This window comes from Allobosea sp. Root670 (assembly GCF_001429415.1).
Classification (GTDB): Bacteria; Pseudomonadota; Alphaproteobacteria; order Rhizobiales; family Beijerinckiaceae; genus Allobosea; species Allobosea robiniae.
This window is the reverse complement of record NZ_LMJU01000001.1, coordinates 1,045,433-1,062,809: the sequence shown is the minus strand read 5'-3', so window position 1 is coordinate 1,062,809 and position 17,377 is coordinate 1,045,433. Positions and strand designations below refer to the sequence as shown.

Here is a 17,377-nt window from a genome sequence, read left to right as displayed (position 1 = left end):
AGGCGCTCCTACCGACCTCTGGCGACAAGGTTCTGCCACGCCGCCAGCGCGGCGCCGCCAAAGCCGTTTCCGCCGTATCCGAGCCAATGCGTCGCCGCTTCAGACCACCCCTCACAGCGCTTCATCATGAAAAGCGCCAGGCACATCGCTCCGACAACAGTGATGAACATCTCCAGCGGAATCGCGCCGTCGTTGAACATCTTGCCAAAAACGTCCGCGCCGGCAGCAAATCCATACGCGTCCATGACCTGCTTTATCGCCGCATTCAAGACAGCGGCCACCATGGTGATCAGGACCAAATGCACCGCCGGCTGCGCAATCATTTTCACCGACCACCAGGACATGGGGCGTGACTTGCGAAATAGCGCGGCAGGCAAGGTAAGTGGGAGAGTCGCAGCGCCAATGGCCACCTGGAACATCGCGACGACAAACAGGATGCCCAGCACGAGCGTGTAGCCTATGTAGGCGAGGAAGATCACGATCGTCTGCAGGATGAGCGGTATGTTCGAAAATCCGCTCCACAGGCTGCTTTTCATGTTCTTCTTGACGCCCCACCATGCATGGCTCAGCAGGTAGTTCGGCTGCGCAATTGCCGCACGGATGCTGCAATCCGCCGCAGTCACGATTTGTGAAATAGCGCCGCTGCTGCCGGTGCCGGCGCCCTCAGTCGCGCTGCCAGGTGTCGCCGAGCCTCCTGAGCCGCCGAGTTGGTCCGTAGCCTGGAGCCGGCGCGCGATGTCATACGATGCTTCGTCCGGAAGCCGAAACTCCGGCTGGCCGTTGCCGGCCGGATTCGCGTTGGTGCAGGCATAGCCGCCGGCTGACCGGCTGGGGCTTCCGACGAACTCACTTCCGATCGCGATCGTCGCATTGAAGATCGGGGCGCCGACGTTGCCCCACAGCCAGCCAGGACTACTCAGCAGCGCCGATATGACGGCCAGCCCGAGCAACAGCTTGCCGAGCTCACGCCAATTCGAAAGCACGCCAAGCATGGCGCCACCGGCCAAGACCAGGGTGCCGAAGCCGGCGAGCATCGAGGCGATCCAGACGCCATGGCTTTTGCCGATCTCATTCCCGCGCTGCAGGAATGCATCGAGCGGTGCGGCGATCGGCTGGAGTATCTTGCACGGCCAGCAGCCGATTTCCTCGACCGAGCCCTGATGGGCAGATCCGCCAGATTGAGCTGTGTTCAACCCGTTCGCATTTCCGCGGTCCGCGCTGTCCTGCGGCGTGAAGTTCTGCAGGCTCTCGGCCTTCTTCGTGAACTCGGAGACGTCGTATCCCGCACCCTTCTTCATGTACTCGGCAACACAGATGCCGTTGCCGTCGTTGGTCGCCGTTCCTTTGCCCGGCACGCAGTTTCCGCCGTTCTCGAGATAAGCTTTGACCTTTCCGACACCAAATTGCGACGCAAAGATCAGGCCAGAATCCGTGATGATGGTGCCGTCGGCCATTGTCTTTCCGGAAAATAACGTAAGGTTAAGACCCTGCATTGTCTTCCAATTTTGCGCTTGGTATGCCTCCCAGGCATTGCTCTGCGCGGAGGTGTTGTTCAGATATTGATTGAGCGCGTAAACGCCATCCTTTCCAGTCCAATTATAAGGATTGTTCATGGCAGAGTTATCCCTGCTGGGCGTGCCCTGCTTTATATACCCGGCGTCGATGAGCGCTGCCGTACCCATCTGATACAGACCAGCATATCCATACTGGTTCACGACCGTCGCATTGTTGGCGCTTTCTCGCTGCGCCACGGCTTGTTTGAAGTCCGTCCAGTCGCCGCGCGATTGCGCAAAGGCTGAGATGGAAGTCGCTGCCAGCGCGATCACGACGACCGCGCATCCTCTTAATCCCGATGTCATTATGAAATCTCACGGAATATCAGTTAAGTTCAATATCTTATCGCAAATACGGAGCTTGCCGCCATCAGATGAGATGGCCGATCTATCAATCAGATCGCAGGCGTCGACCGTAATGATATTCCGGTCCTTGCGAATGATCGCCCAGCTACATTGGTTTTGCGAGCACGTTGCATGCGAGTTGACCATAAGAACATAGGTCGGAGCGCTGCGTGCACCCAAAGTCGCAAGCCAGACACCATTTCCTGGCCGGGCCGGTTTGCTTCCAGCGGCGCCTTCGACCGTGAACGGCGCGGCATAGCCGAGCCCGGCGATATCGAGCAACTGCGCCGCGAACTCGGATTTTTGCTGGCCATATCCGATCTGCTCGAACCGAAGCGCGGCGTAGCCAGCCGGCGGCCACGATGCCTGCGGCTCCTGCGCTTCTGCCGATATCACGCTCAGCGAAACGGCAATTGCTAGATTAGAAAACATCTTCATCGACGGCGCTCACTTCGAATAGTCAATGGTCAGCGGGCACGAAACGGATGTCCGCGATTGAAATGCGCGCTGCATACAATCCTTCAGCCGAACGTTGTGGTTCAGCCAAAGGTAGACAGCCATATTTCGTTCCTGGCCGCGCAGCCCGAAGCCGTATTCATTGACGGCGGCATATGTCGTCCCGCCGAAGAAGCCGATCAGCGACAAAAGCACGGCGAAGATCGAGCCGACGACTAGATTGCGGTTCGTCAGGGTCCGACGCCGTTGAGGGGTGGCGGAATGTGAAATTACGTCTGCTAGTATCGATCGAATTTGCTTCAACTCGCGCTCTACATGCTCAGACCCGTTGGATATTGCCCCGGCCTCGATCCGCGACAGGGCTGTATGGATCTGGCTCGTCTGCGCCAGGAGATTTCCAACGCCATCCGCAATCGCAGTGACCTCGACCGCCAGCGCGTCGGTCAGCGCTGGCTGCTCATCGAATTCACGCTCTGTCATGTTGCTTCACTCCAGGCCGCCAACCTGCGGGCGGAAAGGGGGAGGGGCGCCACCAGCCGTCGCGCCCGGCGTGGTAGGACGAGGGCATTCCCCGCTTTCCCGCCGCGCGATAGGCCCGCTGCCATGCGTCGTATTCGTCGGTTCCGACGGCGACAAAAACCTCTTTGCCGCCAGTCGGCTGGGCCGTGGCGCCGCTATGCGAGATCGTAAAGTCGACGAAAAGCCGGTCGCGGAGGAACGACTTGAGATAGTTGCGCTTTCGGCCCGCGCGTGCCCGGCTTGCGATGAATTCGCCTGCTACGGCCACCGCGTGGCGCCGGTCGGCCCCGCTAAGCCGCTTGAATTCGGCTTCAGCCTGGGCCCGGCTCTCGCCGGGCTCCCAGTTCCACTGCTCGGCCAGAGCCCGCCAGAGATCGTCGGCCGGATCAGGGGGGAAGGGGGTGTGTAGTTCTTGTTTTGATTCAGTTCTTATTATGTCGTCCTGATTTGCCAGACGTGGCTTTGCCAGAGGCGGTAAATCAGGACGTGGCTCTTTCAGCTCGTCGCAAGCCACGTCCTCGTTTTGATGACCTGGCGTTTGGTCTTCCGCGGTCGTGGAGGAGGCTTCGTCGAGCACGACATACTCGATCCCAACGAACGCCTTGGTGACCGGGTTGCGCCGACGCTCGCGCGTTACCCAGCCGGTCTCGACCAACTCGCGGACCAGATTGTGGATCTTATTGCGTCCGACCTTGAAGCGGCGGCGCAGATGCTCGACCGAGAGTGCCCAGTTGTCCGGTCGCGAGCGCAGCCAAGCCAGCAGGCCCGTGGCCTCGAGCGAAAGCCGGTCGTCATCGAACACCTCGTTGCCGATGATCGTGAAATTCCGCGTGACGCGGCGGCGAATGATCATGCCGCACCGTCAGCTCTTGCGCTGCGCGGCGACCGGGCTTTCCATCCCGGCGGTAACCCACTCAAGGAGCGCTGTGCGCATGTAGTAGATTCGCCGGCCGCGGCGCGCGTACGGTGGGCAAGCGCCGCTGTGCCTAGCGCGGCGAAGGCGAAGAGCAATCGGCGTACAGCCCAGAAGCTCAGCAGCCTCGGATTCGGTCAGAATTTCACGGGGAGTTTCAAAAACGGACATAGCGCACCCATCATCGCGCTGCCAATTTTCTTGGCGGCGGAGGTGAAACGCTCGGCGCGCTTGCGCCCATTGCGTTCCGGATGATGGTGAAGCGACTCGGCGCGCGACTGACCCTGTTACTCATTCGAAAACGAAGGTAACATAACAAGCATATTTGATGCGTTTTGAACCGGCAAGGCTCCAATGAGCGAAATTTTGATCAGCCCCTCGGCTGCCAAGCGGCTCGCCTGGAATGAGCTCCTACCGCTCCTCAGATTGGAACCTGAGCTTTATCTATCCACGAAGCCGCCATTCTCTAAGGTAAAAAACCCTGAGCCGGGCTCGTTTCCTAAGCCGCTTCCTGATGAGATTTGCTATAAGGAGCTTGTTGCGGCAACGCAGCTCAATTTGAACTTGTGGAAGAAAAATAAACCCCCGTCCCTACGGGAGAAATTTATTGCGGAATTCCTTAAATCGGGGTTGGCTGTTTTGGCTATGCCTCGGAAGAAAGTCCGTCTTGTTGTGATTGACAACAAGTACATCCAAAAGGGTCGGTCACTTGATGTCATACCTGACCTCACGACGGATGAGGCTAAGGAGGCTATGCGCCGAGGAGCTGAGCAAGTTCTAGAGATGGCCGCACGAGAGCCGCGCCGTTCCAAGGCGCCTGCGAGGCTATCGTCAGAGAGGTTTGAAGCTTACCTGTCACGACTGGACATGCTTATCGTTACGCCTGTCCCGCTGGTTGATAACCGGCTGACGCCAGAGCACGCCATGGAGCATATCGATCGCGTCCTCGCGGAAGAGTTTTCCACAGAAGTGGGGTAATTCGTGGGATATGAGCAGAAATGCACAGTAAGTATTTGATTTATCGTGGTGCATCGTTCTCTCTTGCGGCACCACTCTCCCCTACATCGCAGCGCGTCATCGCCATTGCTTCTGGTGGATGCCCATCTCCGCACGCAGCCGAAGCGATGCGGCGCGCTCCGCCGCAGCCGAACTCACTTCAATTGGCTGTCCTTGCTGCCACGCCGGTTATAGCTGGATTGCGCCGCCGAACGATCCTGCCCGGACTGGCAAGCGACGCAGAGCCGGGCGCCTGGCATGGCGAGGCGCCGTGCTTCGGGAATCTCCTCGCCGCATTCCTGGCAGTAGATCTCGCCTGGGCCGTTTGGCAGCCGCGAGCGCGCCAGGCGAACTGCGTCCGTGATCGAGCCGTCGATCTGGTCCTGAACCGCTCCGTCCGGAGCCCATCCGCTTGCCATCACGCAACCTCCATCGCCACAAGATGGCCTTGGATGGCGGGAATTCCAAGAGTTGGGGCCGGCTCAGGCGAAGCGCTTCGCCCCGGCCACGCAGAGCACGACCACGGCGGTTGCGGCGATCATCGTCCAGGCGATCGGCTCGCCGAGCAGCCAACCTGCGAGCATGAGCCCGAAGAACGGCTGCAAGAGCTGGAGCTGGCCGACGCTGGCGATGCCGCCGAGCGCGAGGCCGCGATACCAGAAGACGAAGCCGACGAGCATGCTGAAGACCGAGACGTAAGCAAGGCCGATCCAGGCCGGCGTGCCGATGCCTTGCCAGCTCGACGGCCAGAACAGCAGGGCGAGCACGGCCATCGCCGGTAGCGACAGCAGCAGCGCCCAGGAGATCACCTGCCAGCCGCCGAGACGGCGCGAGAGCGTCGCGCCTTCGGCATAGCCGAGCCCGCAGAGCAGGACGGCGCCGATCATCAGCAGGTCACCCGCCAGCGAGCCGCTGTCGCTGTTGGCGAGTGCGAAGCCTGCGACGGTCGCGCTGCCGATCCCCGAGAACAGCCAGAATATCGGCTTCGGCCGCTCGCCGCCGCGCAGCACGCCGAACAGCGCGGTCGCCAGCGGCAGCAGGCCGATGAAGACGATCGAGCGTGCCGAGGGGATATGCTGCAGGGCGAGTGCCGTCAGCAGCGGGAAGCCAAGGACGACGCCGAGCGCGACGATCGTGAGCGGGCGGATATCCGCCCGGCTCGGCCATTTCTGGCGCAAAAGCATCAGGCAGATCGCGCCCAGCAGGGCCGCGATCGCGGCGCGGGCTCCGGTCAGGAACAGCGGTGAAAAGCCGGCCACCGCGACGCGCGTCGCCGGCAGCGAACCACTGAAGATCAGCACGCCGATGAGCCCGCTGCCCCAACCCTTGCCGCCCCAATCCCTGAACATCTGATCCGCTCTACTGCTGTGCCGGAAGCCGTGCTCTATGCGTCCGCCCTCCAGAGCACCAGCGACAGACCGATACATTCATGGCAAACTGTATGGCTATGGATGGCCATACAATCAGCAAGGACGAAGACGGGGCGACTCGCACGGCAGTCGTGATGGCGGCGATCCGGAGCCGGCTGGCTGCACGGACTCTGGCGCCGGGCGACCGCTTGCCCTCGATCCGGCGCTTTGCCGCGACGATGAAGGTTTCACCCTCCACCGTCGTCGAGGCTTATGATCGCCTCGCGGCGGAAGGCCTGATCCGCGCAAGGCAGGGTTCCGGCTTCTATGTGACAGGCGGCGGCCTGCCGCCCCTGGCGCTGACGCAGGCCGCCTCGCCGCAGGAGCTTGTGGTCGATCCGTTCTGGGTCTCGCGCCAGTCGCTCGATGCCGAACCGGGTGCGTTGAAGCCGGGCTGCGGCTGGTTGCCGGCCGACTGGATGCCGGATGAGGCTCTGCGCCGCGGCTTCCGGGCCTTGGCGCGGGCCGATGGCGCCATCCTCACCGATTACGGCGGCACGCGCGGCGCCTCCGTCCTGCGCCGGCTCCTGCTCGGGCGCTTCGCCGAGGCCGGGCTTGCGGTCTCGGCCGAGCAGCTGATGCTGACCGGCTCCGGCACGCAGGCGCTCGACCTGATCTGCCGCTTCCTGCTGCGGCCGGGCGATGCGGTCCTCGTCGACGACCCCTGCTATTTCAACTTCCAGGCGCTGCTGCGGGCGCATCAGGTGCGGATCCTGAGCGTGCCCTATACCCCGTCGGGGCCGGATATCGCGACGTTCGAGGCGGTCGTCGCGGCCGAGCGCCCGCGCCTCTATCTGACCAATTCCGGCCTGCACAATCCGACCGGCGCCAGCCTGTCGCCGCAGGCCGCCTATCGCGTGCTGAGCGCTGCCACAGCCAACGACATGATCATCGTCGAGGACGACATCTTCGCCGATTTCGAGCCGGAGCCCTCGTCACGGCTCGCGGCACTCGACGGGCTGGAGCGCGTCATCCGGATCGGCAGCTTTTCGAAGACGCTCTCGGCCGCCGTCCGCTGCGGCTATATCGCCGCGCGGGCGGATTGGATCGACGGGCTGGTCGATCTGCAGGTCGCGACCAGTTTCGGCGGTCCCGGGCCGGTCTCGACGGAGCTGCTGGCGGGTGTCCTCGCCGGCGGCAGCTACCGCAAGCATATGGAGGAGCTGCACAGGCGCCTGGCTCAGGCGCGGCGCGAGGTCGCCGCCCGCCTGGAGGCGCTCGGGATTCGGCCCTGGCTGATGCCGCGCGGCGGCTTCTATCTCTGGTGCCGTTTGCCGGAGGACGTGGATTCCGCCGAGCTTGCCCGCCTTGCCGTGATGCAGGGCGTGGTGCTGGCGCCGGGCAATGTCTTCAGCGTCGCCCAGATGGCCGGCAACTTCATGCGATTCAACGTCGCCCAGTCGCGCGATCCGCGCGTGATCGAGGTGCTCGGGCAGGCGATGGCCGCCATGCGGCAGCAGGGCGGGGCCGCCGCCCACGATTGATCCAGAGCAGTAAGGGCATGTGCCGCACTCGTCAGCCCGGCGCCCCCCTGATATAGACCGCGGCAATAACCGGCCCGGCCGGACAGGACCGAAAGTTTTGAGATCATGCATCTGAGGATCGGCACGCGCCGCAGCCCGTTGGCGATGGCCCAGACCAACCACGTCATGGGCCTGATCCGGGAGAAATTCCCGCAGGCGGAATTCACTCTCTGCCAGATCGCCACCATCGCCGACCGCGACCGCGTCTCCGAGTTCCACCAGTTCGGCATGGTCGGCGTCTTCGCCGTCGAGCACGAGCAGCAACTGGTGAAGCGCGAGGTGGATTTCGTCGTCCACTCGCTGAAGGACCTGCCGACCACCTTGCATGAAGGCCTCGTTCTCGCCTCGGTGCCGCCGCGTGAGGACCCGCGCGACGCGCTCTGCGGCGCGACCATGGCCACCCTGCGCCAGGGCGCCCGCGTCGGTACCGGCTCGCTTCGCCGCCGCGCCCAGATCCTGAACCTCCGGCCTGACGTCACCGTCGTGCCGATCCGCGGCAATGTCGGCCCTCGCCTGGCCAAGATCGGCGGCGAGGATGCGCTCGACGCGGTCATCCTGGCGCAAGCCGGACTGCGCCGGCTGGGCATGGACGAAGCCTCTTCGGAGGCGCTTGCGCCGTCCCTGTTCCCCTATGCGGTCGGCCAGGGCGCGCTCGGGCTCGAGGCCCGCGCCGAGGATACGGCGGTGATCGAGGTGCTGAAGGCGATCGAGTGTCCGCAGGCCCGTGCCGAGGCCGAGGCCGAGCGCGAGATGATGCATGCGCTCGGGGCCGGCTGCAGCCTGCCGGTCGGCGCCTGCGTGACATGGCAGGACGGCCGCCTGACGCTGCATGCGCAGGTGACTTCGATCGAAGGCACGGAGCGCGTCGTCGCCGATCAGAGCGCGGCACCGGAACAGGCACGTGAGCTCGGCCTCGCTGTTGCGCAGATCCTGAAGGAGCGGGGCGGCGTCGCGATCCTCGAGAAGAGCTACCGCGGGCACTATCCGAGCTTCAAGTCGTTGTAGGCGCCGCTATCCTGGGCGTGGCACCTCGGTTCGAGGGGCTCGCTAGATTGGATCGCGCGGGTCGTCGACGCTGGGCTTGCCCAGCATCGCCTCCTCAGGGCCGCGCGAGCGCGCCCAGAAGGTTGCAAGGACAATCCCGATCGGCACGGCGATCAGGACAATCCAGATGAGAAAGCTCCAATCGCCGGTCATGGGTTTGTCCTCCCCGGCTCAGGCCTTGGGCGGAAGCGAGCCGCGATCGAAGACCGGGATCGCCTCGGTCTTGCCGCGTAGCGGCCTGCCAACGGGCACGTCCTCCGCCGCCTGCCGCACGGCCTCTTCCGATTCTGTCAGCCCATCCGGTGTGTCGTTGGCATCGCTCCCCGCATCATGGATGTTGGTGCGGTCGCTGACACGCTGGCTCTCGCTGGGGTCGGTCTCGGCGGCGGTCTGACCGGCGTTCGCGGGCTTGCGCTCGTCCTCGATCAGGGCGGGATTCTCGCGCTTCCTGTTGGGCTGGGCCATGGCGGTCTCCTCTGAAAAGGCTTTCAGGACCAAGCTCTGAAGGGTGGCATTGTTCCCCGAGATTCAGGCGGCGAGCAGCCCCAGAGCGCGTTCGATCCGCGAGCAGCCGGCCTTGGCGCGCGCCTTCGCGTAGCTCTTCTGCAAACGGCCGCTGGCATAGGCATCGATGACGATCGCGTGGACATAGCTCTTGCGGACGACGGCCGGCGTGTTGACCAGCTTCTCCGAGATGGCGCGCATGATGTCCGCGAGCTGGCGCTTGCGGCCAGCCTCGCTCGCCACCGCCTCGCCGGCCAAGAGAAGCTCCGCTGCGGCGGCATTGGCGGCGAGCATCCGCAGGTCCTTGCTGCTGACGGGCAGGCCGCAGGCGCGCTTGAGATAGGTGTTGATCTCGGCCGCATGGATCGATGCGACGGAGCCGTCTTCGCCGCGATACTGCAGCAGCCGGCGGCCGGGCAGGGTGGTGATCCGGGTGATTGCGCGGGCCAGTGGCGCATCGTCGATGGCGCAGGAGATGTCCTTGCCGCTCTTGCCGCGGAAATGCAGTGCGACCCGCGTGCCCGTCAGTGTGACGTGCCGCTTGAGCAAGGTCGAGGTGCCGTGGCTGCCGTTCTCCTTGGCGTAGGCCTCGTTACCGACGCGCAGATGGCAGCGGTCGATGATGGCCGCCGCGCTGGCGAGCGCCTTGTCGCGCGACAGAGTCCGCGCCTTGACATCGGTTGCGATGCGCGCCCGCAGCTTCGGCAGCGCCTCGATCAGCCGGGCGAGCCGCTTGAGCTTGCGCCTCTCGCGCACCTTCTCCCAGTCTGAATGGTAGCGATGCTGGATGCGGCCGGCATCGTCATGGCCGATCGCCTGCAGATGGGCGCGCGGATCGGCCGCGATGCGGACATCCTCATAAGCCGGGGGAATGGCCAGTGAGCGGATGCGGGCGAGGGTGGCCTCGTCGCTGATCTTGCCGCCCTCCGCGTCCCGGTAACCGAAGGAGCGGCCGTGGCGAACGCGACGGATCGTGAGTTCATCTGACGAAACGCGCCGCAGTCGCGTCGCTGCGGCAGGGCGTTTAGCGTGTGAGGAAACCGGCATGGGCGGGCGCTCGCGGGGGTCCGCTGCGAAAACGGCGCCATGGGCCAGTTGGTTCCGCTCAGTCGAGCATATTCACCACATTTCGACAAGCGCGCAGGTTTCTGGGGATGCATGCGCGAAAAACAGTGGCAAATCCCGAGTTGGCTCGCCAAGACTGTCAAAAAAATTGAACGATATATTTGGGGAGATGACGGTGCCGCGCGTTTTGATCGCCGAGTTCATGCATGAGACGAACACCTTCAGTGTTCAGCTCACGGACGAAGCCACCTTCAGGGCGCATGGCGCCTATCGCGACAATGAAATCCCGGGCGCCTTCCGTGGCACACGCACCTCGATGGGCGCGGCCTTCGAGGCGGCCGACAAGTTCGGCTGGAGCCTGGTCCACCCGCTGGTGACCGGCGCCAATCCATCCGGCCGCGTCACCGATGCCGCCTTCGATGTCTTCGCCGGCCAGATCTGCGATGCTGCACCGGGCGTCGACGGCGTGCTGCTGCATCTCCACGGCGCGATGTCGACAGAGAGCTCCGATGACGGCGAGGGCGAGTTGCTCGCCCGGCTGCGCAAGCGCATCGGCCCGGACGTGCCGGTCGTCGCCGTGCTCGACCTGCATGCGACGGTGACGCAAGCTATGGCCGACAACGCCAATGCGCTGATCTCCTACCGCACCTATCCGCATATCGACCAATACGAGCGGACCTGGCAGGCGGCGGAGCTGCTGCAGCGCGCGCTGAAGGGCGAGATCAAGCCCAAGGTCGCGCTCGCCCGGCGCCCGATCCTTTACGCGCTCGACGGCGGGCGCACGACTTCGCCGCCTTTCCTCGAACTGCTGCGCCGTGGCGACGCGCTGGAAGCCTCGGGCGATGCGCTCGTCGTCAGCGTCCAGGCCGGCTTCTCCTCGGCGGATGTCCACGATATCGGCCCCTCGATCGCGGTCACGGCCGATGATCGCGGCAAGGCGCAAACCATCGCCGAAGAATTGATGGATTACGCTTGGGAGCAGCGCCGCTTCTCCTCGATCCATTTCACGCCCTTGGCCGAGGCCATGGCCCGCGCCAAGGCCGGCGAGGCCGATACGGGCAAGCCGGGCTACAAGCCGGTGGTGATCTCGGATTACTCGGACAATCCCGGCTCGGGCGCCTATGGCGACGCCACCAACCTGCTGCGCGCGGTCCTCGATGCAGGGCTGAAGAATGTCGGCTTCCATGCGATCAACGACCCCGAGGCCGTGCTGGCCGCCCAGGCGATCGGCGTCGGCAAGCGCGGCCGGATCAAGCTCGGCGGCAAGGTCGATCCGACCATGGGCGGCGCGCCGCTCGATCTCGATGCACACGTGGTCGCGATCACCGACGGCTATTTCCTCTGCCATGGCCCGATGGCCGGCGGTGTCTGGCGCAATTACGGGCTCTCGGCGCTGCTGCGCGTCGACGATGTCGAGATCATCGTCATCACCCATAACGGCCAGGCGACCGACCTCGCGCAGTTCACCTCGCTCGGCGTCGATCCGACCCGGAAATCGACGGTGATCGTCAAGTCGATGCAGCATTTCCGCGCCGCCTTCCAGCCGATCGCACGCGAGGTGCTGGAGGTCGATACGGGCGCGCTCTCGACGCGCAATTTCAAGGAGCGGCCGTACAAGAAGGTGCGCCGCCCGATCTTCCCGCTCGACGATATCTGACCGCCGCGCGCAGGCGTCGGCGACGACTGGATTTGAGGAGAACACCATGGCGATTCAGGCCGATATCGTATTGCGCAACGGGCCGATCTGGTGCGGGCGCGAGGAAGGCGTCGTCGAGGCGCTGGCGATCTTCCGCGACAAGGTCCTGGCCGCCGGCAGCGATGCCGAGATCAAGCCGCTGATCGGGCCGAAGACCCGCGTCATCGACCTGAAGGGTCGGCTCGCGACACCCGGCCTCAACGACTCGCACCTGCATCTGGTCTCGCTCGGCATGACCATGGGCTGGGTCGATTCCAAGCCGGAGAGCGCGCCGACGCTCGATGCCCTTCTCGGCGCCATCGCAGCCCGTGCCGCACAGTCGAAGCCCGGCGAATGGATCCTTTCGCGCGGCTATGACCAGACCAAGCTCGACACCGGCCGTCACCCCTATCGCGAAGAACTCGACCGCGCCGCGCCGAACAATCCGGTGATGCTGGTGCGCGCCTGCGGCCATATCGCGATCTGCAACTCGGAAGCGCTGCGCCTCGGCGGGATCGACGAGACGTCGCCGACGCCGCAGGGCGGCCTGATCGAGCAGCAGAACGGCCGCCTGACCGGCCTGCTCGCCGAGAACGCCCGCGCCCCGGTCCAGGCCGCGATTCCGGCAGCCACCGAAGAGGATATCATCGCCGGTATCGAGCGCGGCGGGCAGTACCTGCTCTCGCTCGGCATAACCAGCTGCATGGATGCCGCCGTCGGCCAGAAGGGCGGCTTCCGCGAGATCGCGGCCTATCACCGCGCCAAGCGCGACGGCCGCCTGCCGGTCCGCACCTGGCTGACCCTGCTCGGCGATGACGGCCGCTCGATCGTGCCTGATTGCTACGACGCCGGACTGATCTCCGGGACCGGCGACGAGATGCTGATGATCGGCGCGGTCAAGCTCTTCCTCGACGGTTCGGCCGGCGGCCGCACCGCCTGGATGACCGAACCCTATCTCGGCGAGGACAAGACCACCGGCGTCTGGATGTGGGAGGATGCCGAGCTCGAACGCATGGTGCTCGATGCCCACAAGAAGGGTTACCAGCTCGCCTGCCATGCCATCGGCGATGCCGCGATCGAGCAGCTCATCACCGCCTATGAGAAGGCGCTCGCCGCCTACCCCGACCCGGATCGTCGCCACCGTATCGAGCATTGCGGCTTCTCGACCCCCGAGCAGCACGAGCGCATGGTCAAGGCCGGCATCTATCCCTGTCCGCAGCAGGTCTTCATCCATGATTTCGGCGATGCCTACGTCAAGGTACTCGGGCCGGAGCGGGCGCTGCCGAGCTATCCCTTCCGGACCTGGTTCGATCTCGGCCTGAAGCCGGCGACGGGCAGCGACGCGCCGGTCTGCGACCCCAACCCCTTCCCGAATTTTCACACCATGCTGACGCGTGAGACCTGGAAGGGCACGGTGATGGACGCTGCTCAGCGCGTCTCGATCGAGGAAGCTTTGCAGGCCTATACCGAATTCGGCGCCTTCTCGCAGAAGCAGGAGAAGGTGAAGGGGCGGCTTGCCCCGGGCCTTCTCGCCGACGTCGCTGTGTTCTCGCGCGATCTGCTGAGCGCCGCTCCGGCCGATATCCTCAAGGACACCCGCTGCGATCTGACCATTCTTGGCGGCGCGGTCGTCTACGAGCGGGGAGCTTGAGGCAGAGCATCTTCGAGCGAAAAATGCCGGTTCGCGTGAAGAAAATGCGAAACGGAGCTCAGAACAGCTCTGCAACACCGTGAATCGCGGAGCTGTTCGGGGAATTTGACCGCGCGGGGGAAGACAAGCGCGGCAAAGCCGTTATGGTTCCACTTGAAACAAACAACTCCGGATCAGCCGGAGCAGATGGGAAACGGGAGGAAAAATCGTGTTGTTGAAGAAATTTGCCTTCGCCACCGCGCTGACGCTGGCAGCCTTTACGATCTCGGCGCAGGCTCAGGAGCCGCGCCGCGGCGGAACGATCCGCTTCACGGCGCCCTATGGCGCCTCCTTCGTCAGCAATGACAGCCATGTCTCGAACCAGATCCAGGACGAGATCTACGGCTACGCCCTGCACAGCATGCTGTTCCGCTGGGATTCGAAGGCCGGCAAGCCCGAGCCCGAGCTCGTCAAGAGCATGACCACCTCGGCGGACGGGCTGACGCATACGCTGAAGCTGCGCGATGACGCGTTCTTCCACAATGGCCGCAAGATGACGGCCGACGATGTGATCTGGTCGTTCACGCGTCTTGTCGATGGTTCCAAGAACTATCCGGGTGCGAGCCGCGTCGTGCGCATCAAGGGCGCCGAGGCCGTCCGCAAGGGCGAGGCCAAGGAGATTTCCGGCCTCAAGAAGATCGATGATTTCACCATCGAGATGACGCTGACCGATCCGGCTGATCCCAGCTTCCTGTTCTATGCTGCCACCACGGCGATCATGCCGGCCAAGGAAGCGCAGCAGCCGGACTTCTTCAACAAGCCGATCGGCCTCGGCCCGTTCAAGTTCGTCGAGCATGTGCCCGGTTCGCGCATGGTCTTCGAGCGCTGGGAGAAATACTACAAGCCCGGCAAGCCCTATGCCGACAAGCTGGTGATCTCGCCGATGGGCGAGGCGGCTGCGCGCGACGTCGCCTTCCGCAACAAGGAGATCGACGTCTCGATCCTCGGCTCGACCCAGTACGTTGCCTACAAGGCCGATCCGAACCTTTCAAAGGGCATCCTGGAGGTCGCGGAGGTCTTCACCCGCAACATGGGCATGAACCCGGAGTTCAAGCCGTTCTCCGACAAGCGGGTGCGCCAGGCGATCAACTACGCGATCGACAGCGACCTGATCATCAAGCGCCTCGTTCGCGACAAGGCCTATCGCGCGGTGAGCTGGCTGCCGAGCTCGGTCCCGGCCTTCGACAAGAACGCCAAGCCTTATGCCTTTGACCCGGAGAAGGCCAAGAAGCTCCTGGCCGAGGCCGGTTATCCCGATGGCTTCGAGTTCGAATGGACGGCGACGCCGAACGAGAGCTGGGGCATTCCGATCGTCGAGGCGACGATTCCCATGCTCGCCAAGGTCGGCATCAAGGTGAAGGTCAAACCGGTCGAGACCTCGGCGCTTGGTGGCGTCATCGCGAAGGGCGACTTCCAGGCCTATATCTGGTCGAACACCTCCGGCCCCGATCCGTTGACCGCGCTGAAGTGCTTCCACTCGGCGACGCCGCGCTCGTCCTGCAACTACACCACCTTCAAGAGCGCCGCTTTTGACAAGTTGTTCGAGGAGGCCGCGGCCGAGAGGGACGCCGGCAAGAAGATCGAGCTCATGAAGAAGGCCAATGCGCTGCTGCAGGACGAGGCTCCCGTCTGGTTCTTCAACTACAACAAGGCGGTGATGGCCTATCAGCCCTGGCTGCATGGCCTGCAGGCGAACGCTACGGAGCTCGCGCTCCAGCGTTACGAGGATCTCTGGGTCGACGCGTCTTCGCCCGCAGCGAAGTAAGCGCGCCTCCGCGGAGGTTTCCGCCAGCTCGAAGACATCCGTCATCCCGGATCGGTGCGGCCATGCCGCCCGCCCGGGGTGACGGAGACTTTCGGGCCTTGACCTGAGTCCGCCCTGCGGCGGCGATCAGGAGTTGACCATGCTGCCCTATGTCTTCCGCCGTCTGCTGCAGGCCATCCCGATCCTGCTTGCGGTCGCTGGGCTCGTCTTCGTGATGTTCAGCGTCATTCCCGGCGACTTCGCCTCGACCCAGATGTCGGATGGCCGCTCGGTCGTCGATGCCGAGCAGGTCGCGCGCATGAACAAGCAGTTCGGCCTCGACGAGCCCGTCTATGTGCGCTTCGCGAAATATGCCGGGAAGCTTGCGACGCTCGATCTCGGCACCTCGTTCCGCACCCGCCAACCCGTGATCAATTCCCTGCTCGAGCGGATCTGGCCCAGTCTTCAGCTGGCCATAGCCGCGATGGCCTTCGCCATCGCGCTCGGCATTCCGCTTGGCTTCCTGGCCGCGCTGAAGCCGGGCGGCTGGCTCGACATGCAATCGATGTTCGTTGCCGTGTCGGGCCTGTCCCTGCCGCAGTTCTGGCTCGGGCTGATGCTGATGTATGCCTTCGCGCTGGTGCTCGGCTGGTTCCCGAGCTTCGGCTATGGCGACGGCAATCCGCGCTACATCGTGCTGCCGGCGGTCGCGCTCGGCGTGGCACCGCTCGCGCTGCTCGCCCGCACAACGCGCGCCGCTGTTCTCGAAGTCATGAACGCGGACTTCGTTCGCACCGCTCGCGCCAAGGGCAACAGCGAGGTCCGGGTGATGCGCTGGCATGTGGCGCGCAACGCCATGGTCATCGTGCTGACGACGCTGGGGCTGCAATTCGGCTCGATCATGGGCGGCGCCGTCGTGATCGAGAAGCTTTTCGCCTGGCCGGGCATCGGCTCGCTCTTGGTCGACAGCGTGTCGCTGCGCGACATTCCCGTCGTCCAGGCCTGCATCCTGCTGCTCGTGCTCTTCTTCCTCGTCGTGAACATCATCGTGGACGTGCTCTGCGCTCTGATCGATCCGCGCATCAAATACACCTAGGGGCGGGGCAGCAGATGAAATTCCGGGCTAATCTCTGGATCGGCGGCGCGCTCTTCGCTGCCGTCGTGATCGGCGGGACGCTGGCACCCTGGCTGGCACATACCGACCCCGTCATGGACGCCAATCTGATGAATGCCGAGGTTCCGCCCGGCGCCGAGTTCTGGTTCGGCACGGATGCGCAGGGCCGCGACATCTACAGCCGGGTGCTCTACGGCGCGCGCATCTCGCTGACGGTCGGCATCGTCTCGCAGTTGATCAATACGGTGATCGGCGTGGCGCTGGGCATGTCGGCGGGGTATTTCGGCGGCTGGTGGGACGATTTCGTCAACGGCCTGACCAATCTCATGCTGTCGATTCCCTCGCTGGTCTTCGCGCTCGCCATCATGGCGATTCTCCAGCCGGGCCTGACCAGCCTGCTGATCGCACTCGGTCTGACCAACTGGTCCTATACCTGCCGGCTGTCGCGCGCCGCGACGCTGTCGATCAAGCAGCAGGGCTATGTCGAGGCGGCGCTCTCCTTCGGCTCGAGCAACCTGCGCATCATGCTGCTGCAGATCCTGCCGAACATCGCCGGCCCGATCATCGTCATCGGCACGCTCGGCATGGGCGGCGCGGTGCTGGCGGAGGCGGCGCTCTCCTTCCTGGGTCTCGGCATCCGCCCGCCCTTCCCGAGCTGGGGCTCGATGCTCTCCGACGCGCGCGACCAGATCACCACGGCGCCCTGGATCTCGATCTTCCCGGGCCTCGCCATCTTCATGACCGTGCTCGGCCTCAACCTTCTCGGCGACGGCCTGCGCGACATCCTCGACCCGCATTCGCAGCTTCGCAAAGCCTGACAGTAGAGC

At 64.3% G+C, this 17,377-nt stretch carries 18 protein-coding genes; 8 read left to right on the top strand and 10 right to left on the bottom strand.

The window, feature by feature from the left end; genetic code table 11:
• Positions 1 to 8: 8 nt before the first annotated feature.
• Genes ASE61_RS04880 through ASE61_RS27535 form a run of 5 tightly spaced genes read right to left on the bottom strand, consistent with a single transcriptional unit; the run spans position 9 to position 3,957 of the window.
• The gene (locus tag ASE61_RS04880) at positions 9 to 1,826 is read right to left on the bottom strand and encodes a type IV secretion system protein (RefSeq protein WP_162260067.1); all 1,818 of its coding nucleotides are present in this window, start codon (positions 1,824 to 1,826) and stop codon (positions 9 to 11) included.
• A gap of 42 nt (positions 1,827 to 1,868) precedes the next feature.
• Entirely contained in the window at positions 1,869 to 2,336 is a 468-nt protein-coding gene (locus ASE61_RS04875; RefSeq protein WP_061965118.1) for a hypothetical protein, read from the bottom strand.
• 9 nt (positions 2,337 to 2,345) lie between these two features.
• Positions 2,346 to 2,834: a hypothetical protein gene (locus tag ASE61_RS04870; RefSeq protein WP_061965116.1), complete on the bottom strand. Its 489-nt coding sequence runs from the start codon at positions 2,832 to 2,834 to the stop codon at positions 2,346 to 2,348.
• On the bottom strand, positions 2,821 to 3,726 hold the full coding sequence (locus ASE61_RS04865) for a helix-turn-helix domain-containing protein (protein WP_061965114.1): 906 nt from the start codon (positions 3,724 to 3,726) through the stop codon (positions 2,821 to 2,823). Before ASE61_RS04865 ends, ASE61_RS04870 begins: the two co-directional genes overlap by 14 nt.
• A gap of 9 nt (positions 3,727 to 3,735) precedes the next feature.
• Positions 3,736 to 3,957, bottom strand: coding sequence for a helix-turn-helix domain-containing protein (locus tag ASE61_RS27535; protein ID WP_413813519.1), 222 nt, complete (start codon positions 3,955 to 3,957; stop codon positions 3,736 to 3,738).
• A gap of 183 nt (positions 3,958 to 4,140) precedes the next feature.
• Here ASE61_RS27535 and ASE61_RS04860 point away from each other — a divergent pair, with 183 nt between their 5' ends.
• A complete protein-coding gene (locus tag ASE61_RS04860) occupies positions 4,141 to 4,764 on the top strand; it encodes a hypothetical protein (RefSeq protein WP_061965112.1) in 624 nt (207 codons plus the stop codon).
• A 173-nt stretch (positions 4,765 to 4,937) separates the two neighbouring features.
• On the opposite strand, the gene ASE61_RS04855 is transcribed toward ASE61_RS04860, so the two are convergent.
• Complete coding sequence (locus tag ASE61_RS04855; protein ID WP_061965110.1) at positions 4,938 to 5,201, bottom strand: DksA/TraR family C4-type zinc finger protein; 264 nt, start codon at positions 5,199 to 5,201, stop codon at positions 4,938 to 4,940.
• Between the two features lie 63 nt (positions 5,202 to 5,264).
• Positions 5,265 to 6,131, bottom strand: coding sequence for a DMT family transporter (locus ASE61_RS04850; protein WP_061965108.1), 867 nt, complete (start codon positions 6,129 to 6,131; stop codon positions 5,265 to 5,267).
• Positions 6,132 to 6,286: 155 nt separating this feature from the next.
• Between ASE61_RS04850 and ASE61_RS04845 the strand changes: the two genes are divergently transcribed.
• Positions 6,287 to 7,675 carry a PLP-dependent aminotransferase family protein gene (locus ASE61_RS04845; protein ID WP_061965632.1) on the top strand — a complete coding sequence of 463 codons (1,389 nt, stop codon included), beginning with the start codon at positions 6,287 to 6,289 and terminating at the stop codon, positions 7,673 to 7,675.
• 105 nt (positions 7,676 to 7,780) lie between these two features.
• The gene (gene hemC, locus ASE61_RS04840; RefSeq protein ID WP_061965106.1) at positions 7,781 to 8,719 is read left to right on the top strand and encodes a hydroxymethylbilane synthase; all 939 of its coding nucleotides are present in this window, start codon (positions 7,781 to 7,783) and stop codon (positions 8,717 to 8,719) included.
• A 42-nt stretch (positions 8,720 to 8,761) separates the two neighbouring features.
• On the opposite strand, the gene ASE61_RS26295 is transcribed toward hemC, so the two are convergent.
• From ASE61_RS26295 to ASE61_RS04830, 3 genes are all read right to left on the bottom strand, one after another.
• Positions 8,762 to 8,911, bottom strand: coding sequence for a hypothetical protein (locus tag ASE61_RS26295; protein WP_156406974.1), 150 nt, complete (start codon positions 8,909 to 8,911; stop codon positions 8,762 to 8,764).
• A gap of 18 nt (positions 8,912 to 8,929) precedes the next feature.
• Complete coding sequence (locus tag ASE61_RS04835) at positions 8,930 to 9,223, bottom strand: hypothetical protein (RefSeq protein ID WP_061965104.1); 294 nt, start codon at positions 9,221 to 9,223, stop codon at positions 8,930 to 8,932.
• Between the two features lie 63 nt (positions 9,224 to 9,286).
• Positions 9,287 to 10,309, bottom strand: a complete 1,023-nt coding sequence (locus ASE61_RS04830) for a DNA topoisomerase IB (protein WP_061965102.1) — start codon at positions 10,307 to 10,309, stop codon at positions 9,287 to 9,289.
• Between the two features lie 193 nt (positions 10,310 to 10,502).
• Here ASE61_RS04830 and ASE61_RS04825 point away from each other — a divergent pair, with 193 nt between their 5' ends.
• From ASE61_RS04825 to ASE61_RS04805, 5 genes are all read left to right on the top strand, one after another.
• Positions 10,503 to 11,984, top strand: a complete 1,482-nt coding sequence (locus ASE61_RS04825; protein ID WP_162260066.1) for a M81 family metallopeptidase — start codon at positions 10,503 to 10,505, stop codon at positions 11,982 to 11,984.
• Positions 11,985 to 12,030: 46 nt separating this feature from the next.
• Positions 12,031 to 13,653 (top strand): amidohydrolase, encoded by a 1,623-nt coding sequence (locus ASE61_RS04820; protein WP_061965098.1) that lies wholly within the window; start codon positions 12,031 to 12,033, stop codon positions 13,651 to 13,653.
• Between the two features lie 214 nt (positions 13,654 to 13,867).
• On the top strand, positions 13,868 to 15,457 hold the full coding sequence (locus tag ASE61_RS04815; protein ID WP_061965097.1) for an ABC transporter substrate-binding protein: 1,590 nt from the start codon (positions 13,868 to 13,870) through the stop codon (positions 15,455 to 15,457).
• 139 nt (positions 15,458 to 15,596) lie between these two features.
• Positions 15,597 to 16,532 (top strand): ABC transporter permease, encoded by a 936-nt coding sequence (locus ASE61_RS04810; protein ID WP_061965095.1) that lies wholly within the window; start codon positions 15,597 to 15,599, stop codon positions 16,530 to 16,532.
• Positions 16,533 to 16,546: 14 nt separating this feature from the next.
• The gene (locus ASE61_RS04805) at positions 16,547 to 17,368 is read left to right on the top strand and encodes an ABC transporter permease (protein ID WP_061965093.1); all 822 of its coding nucleotides are present in this window, start codon (positions 16,547 to 16,549) and stop codon (positions 17,366 to 17,368) included.
• The last annotated feature ends 9 nt before the right edge of the window (positions 17,369 to 17,377 follow it).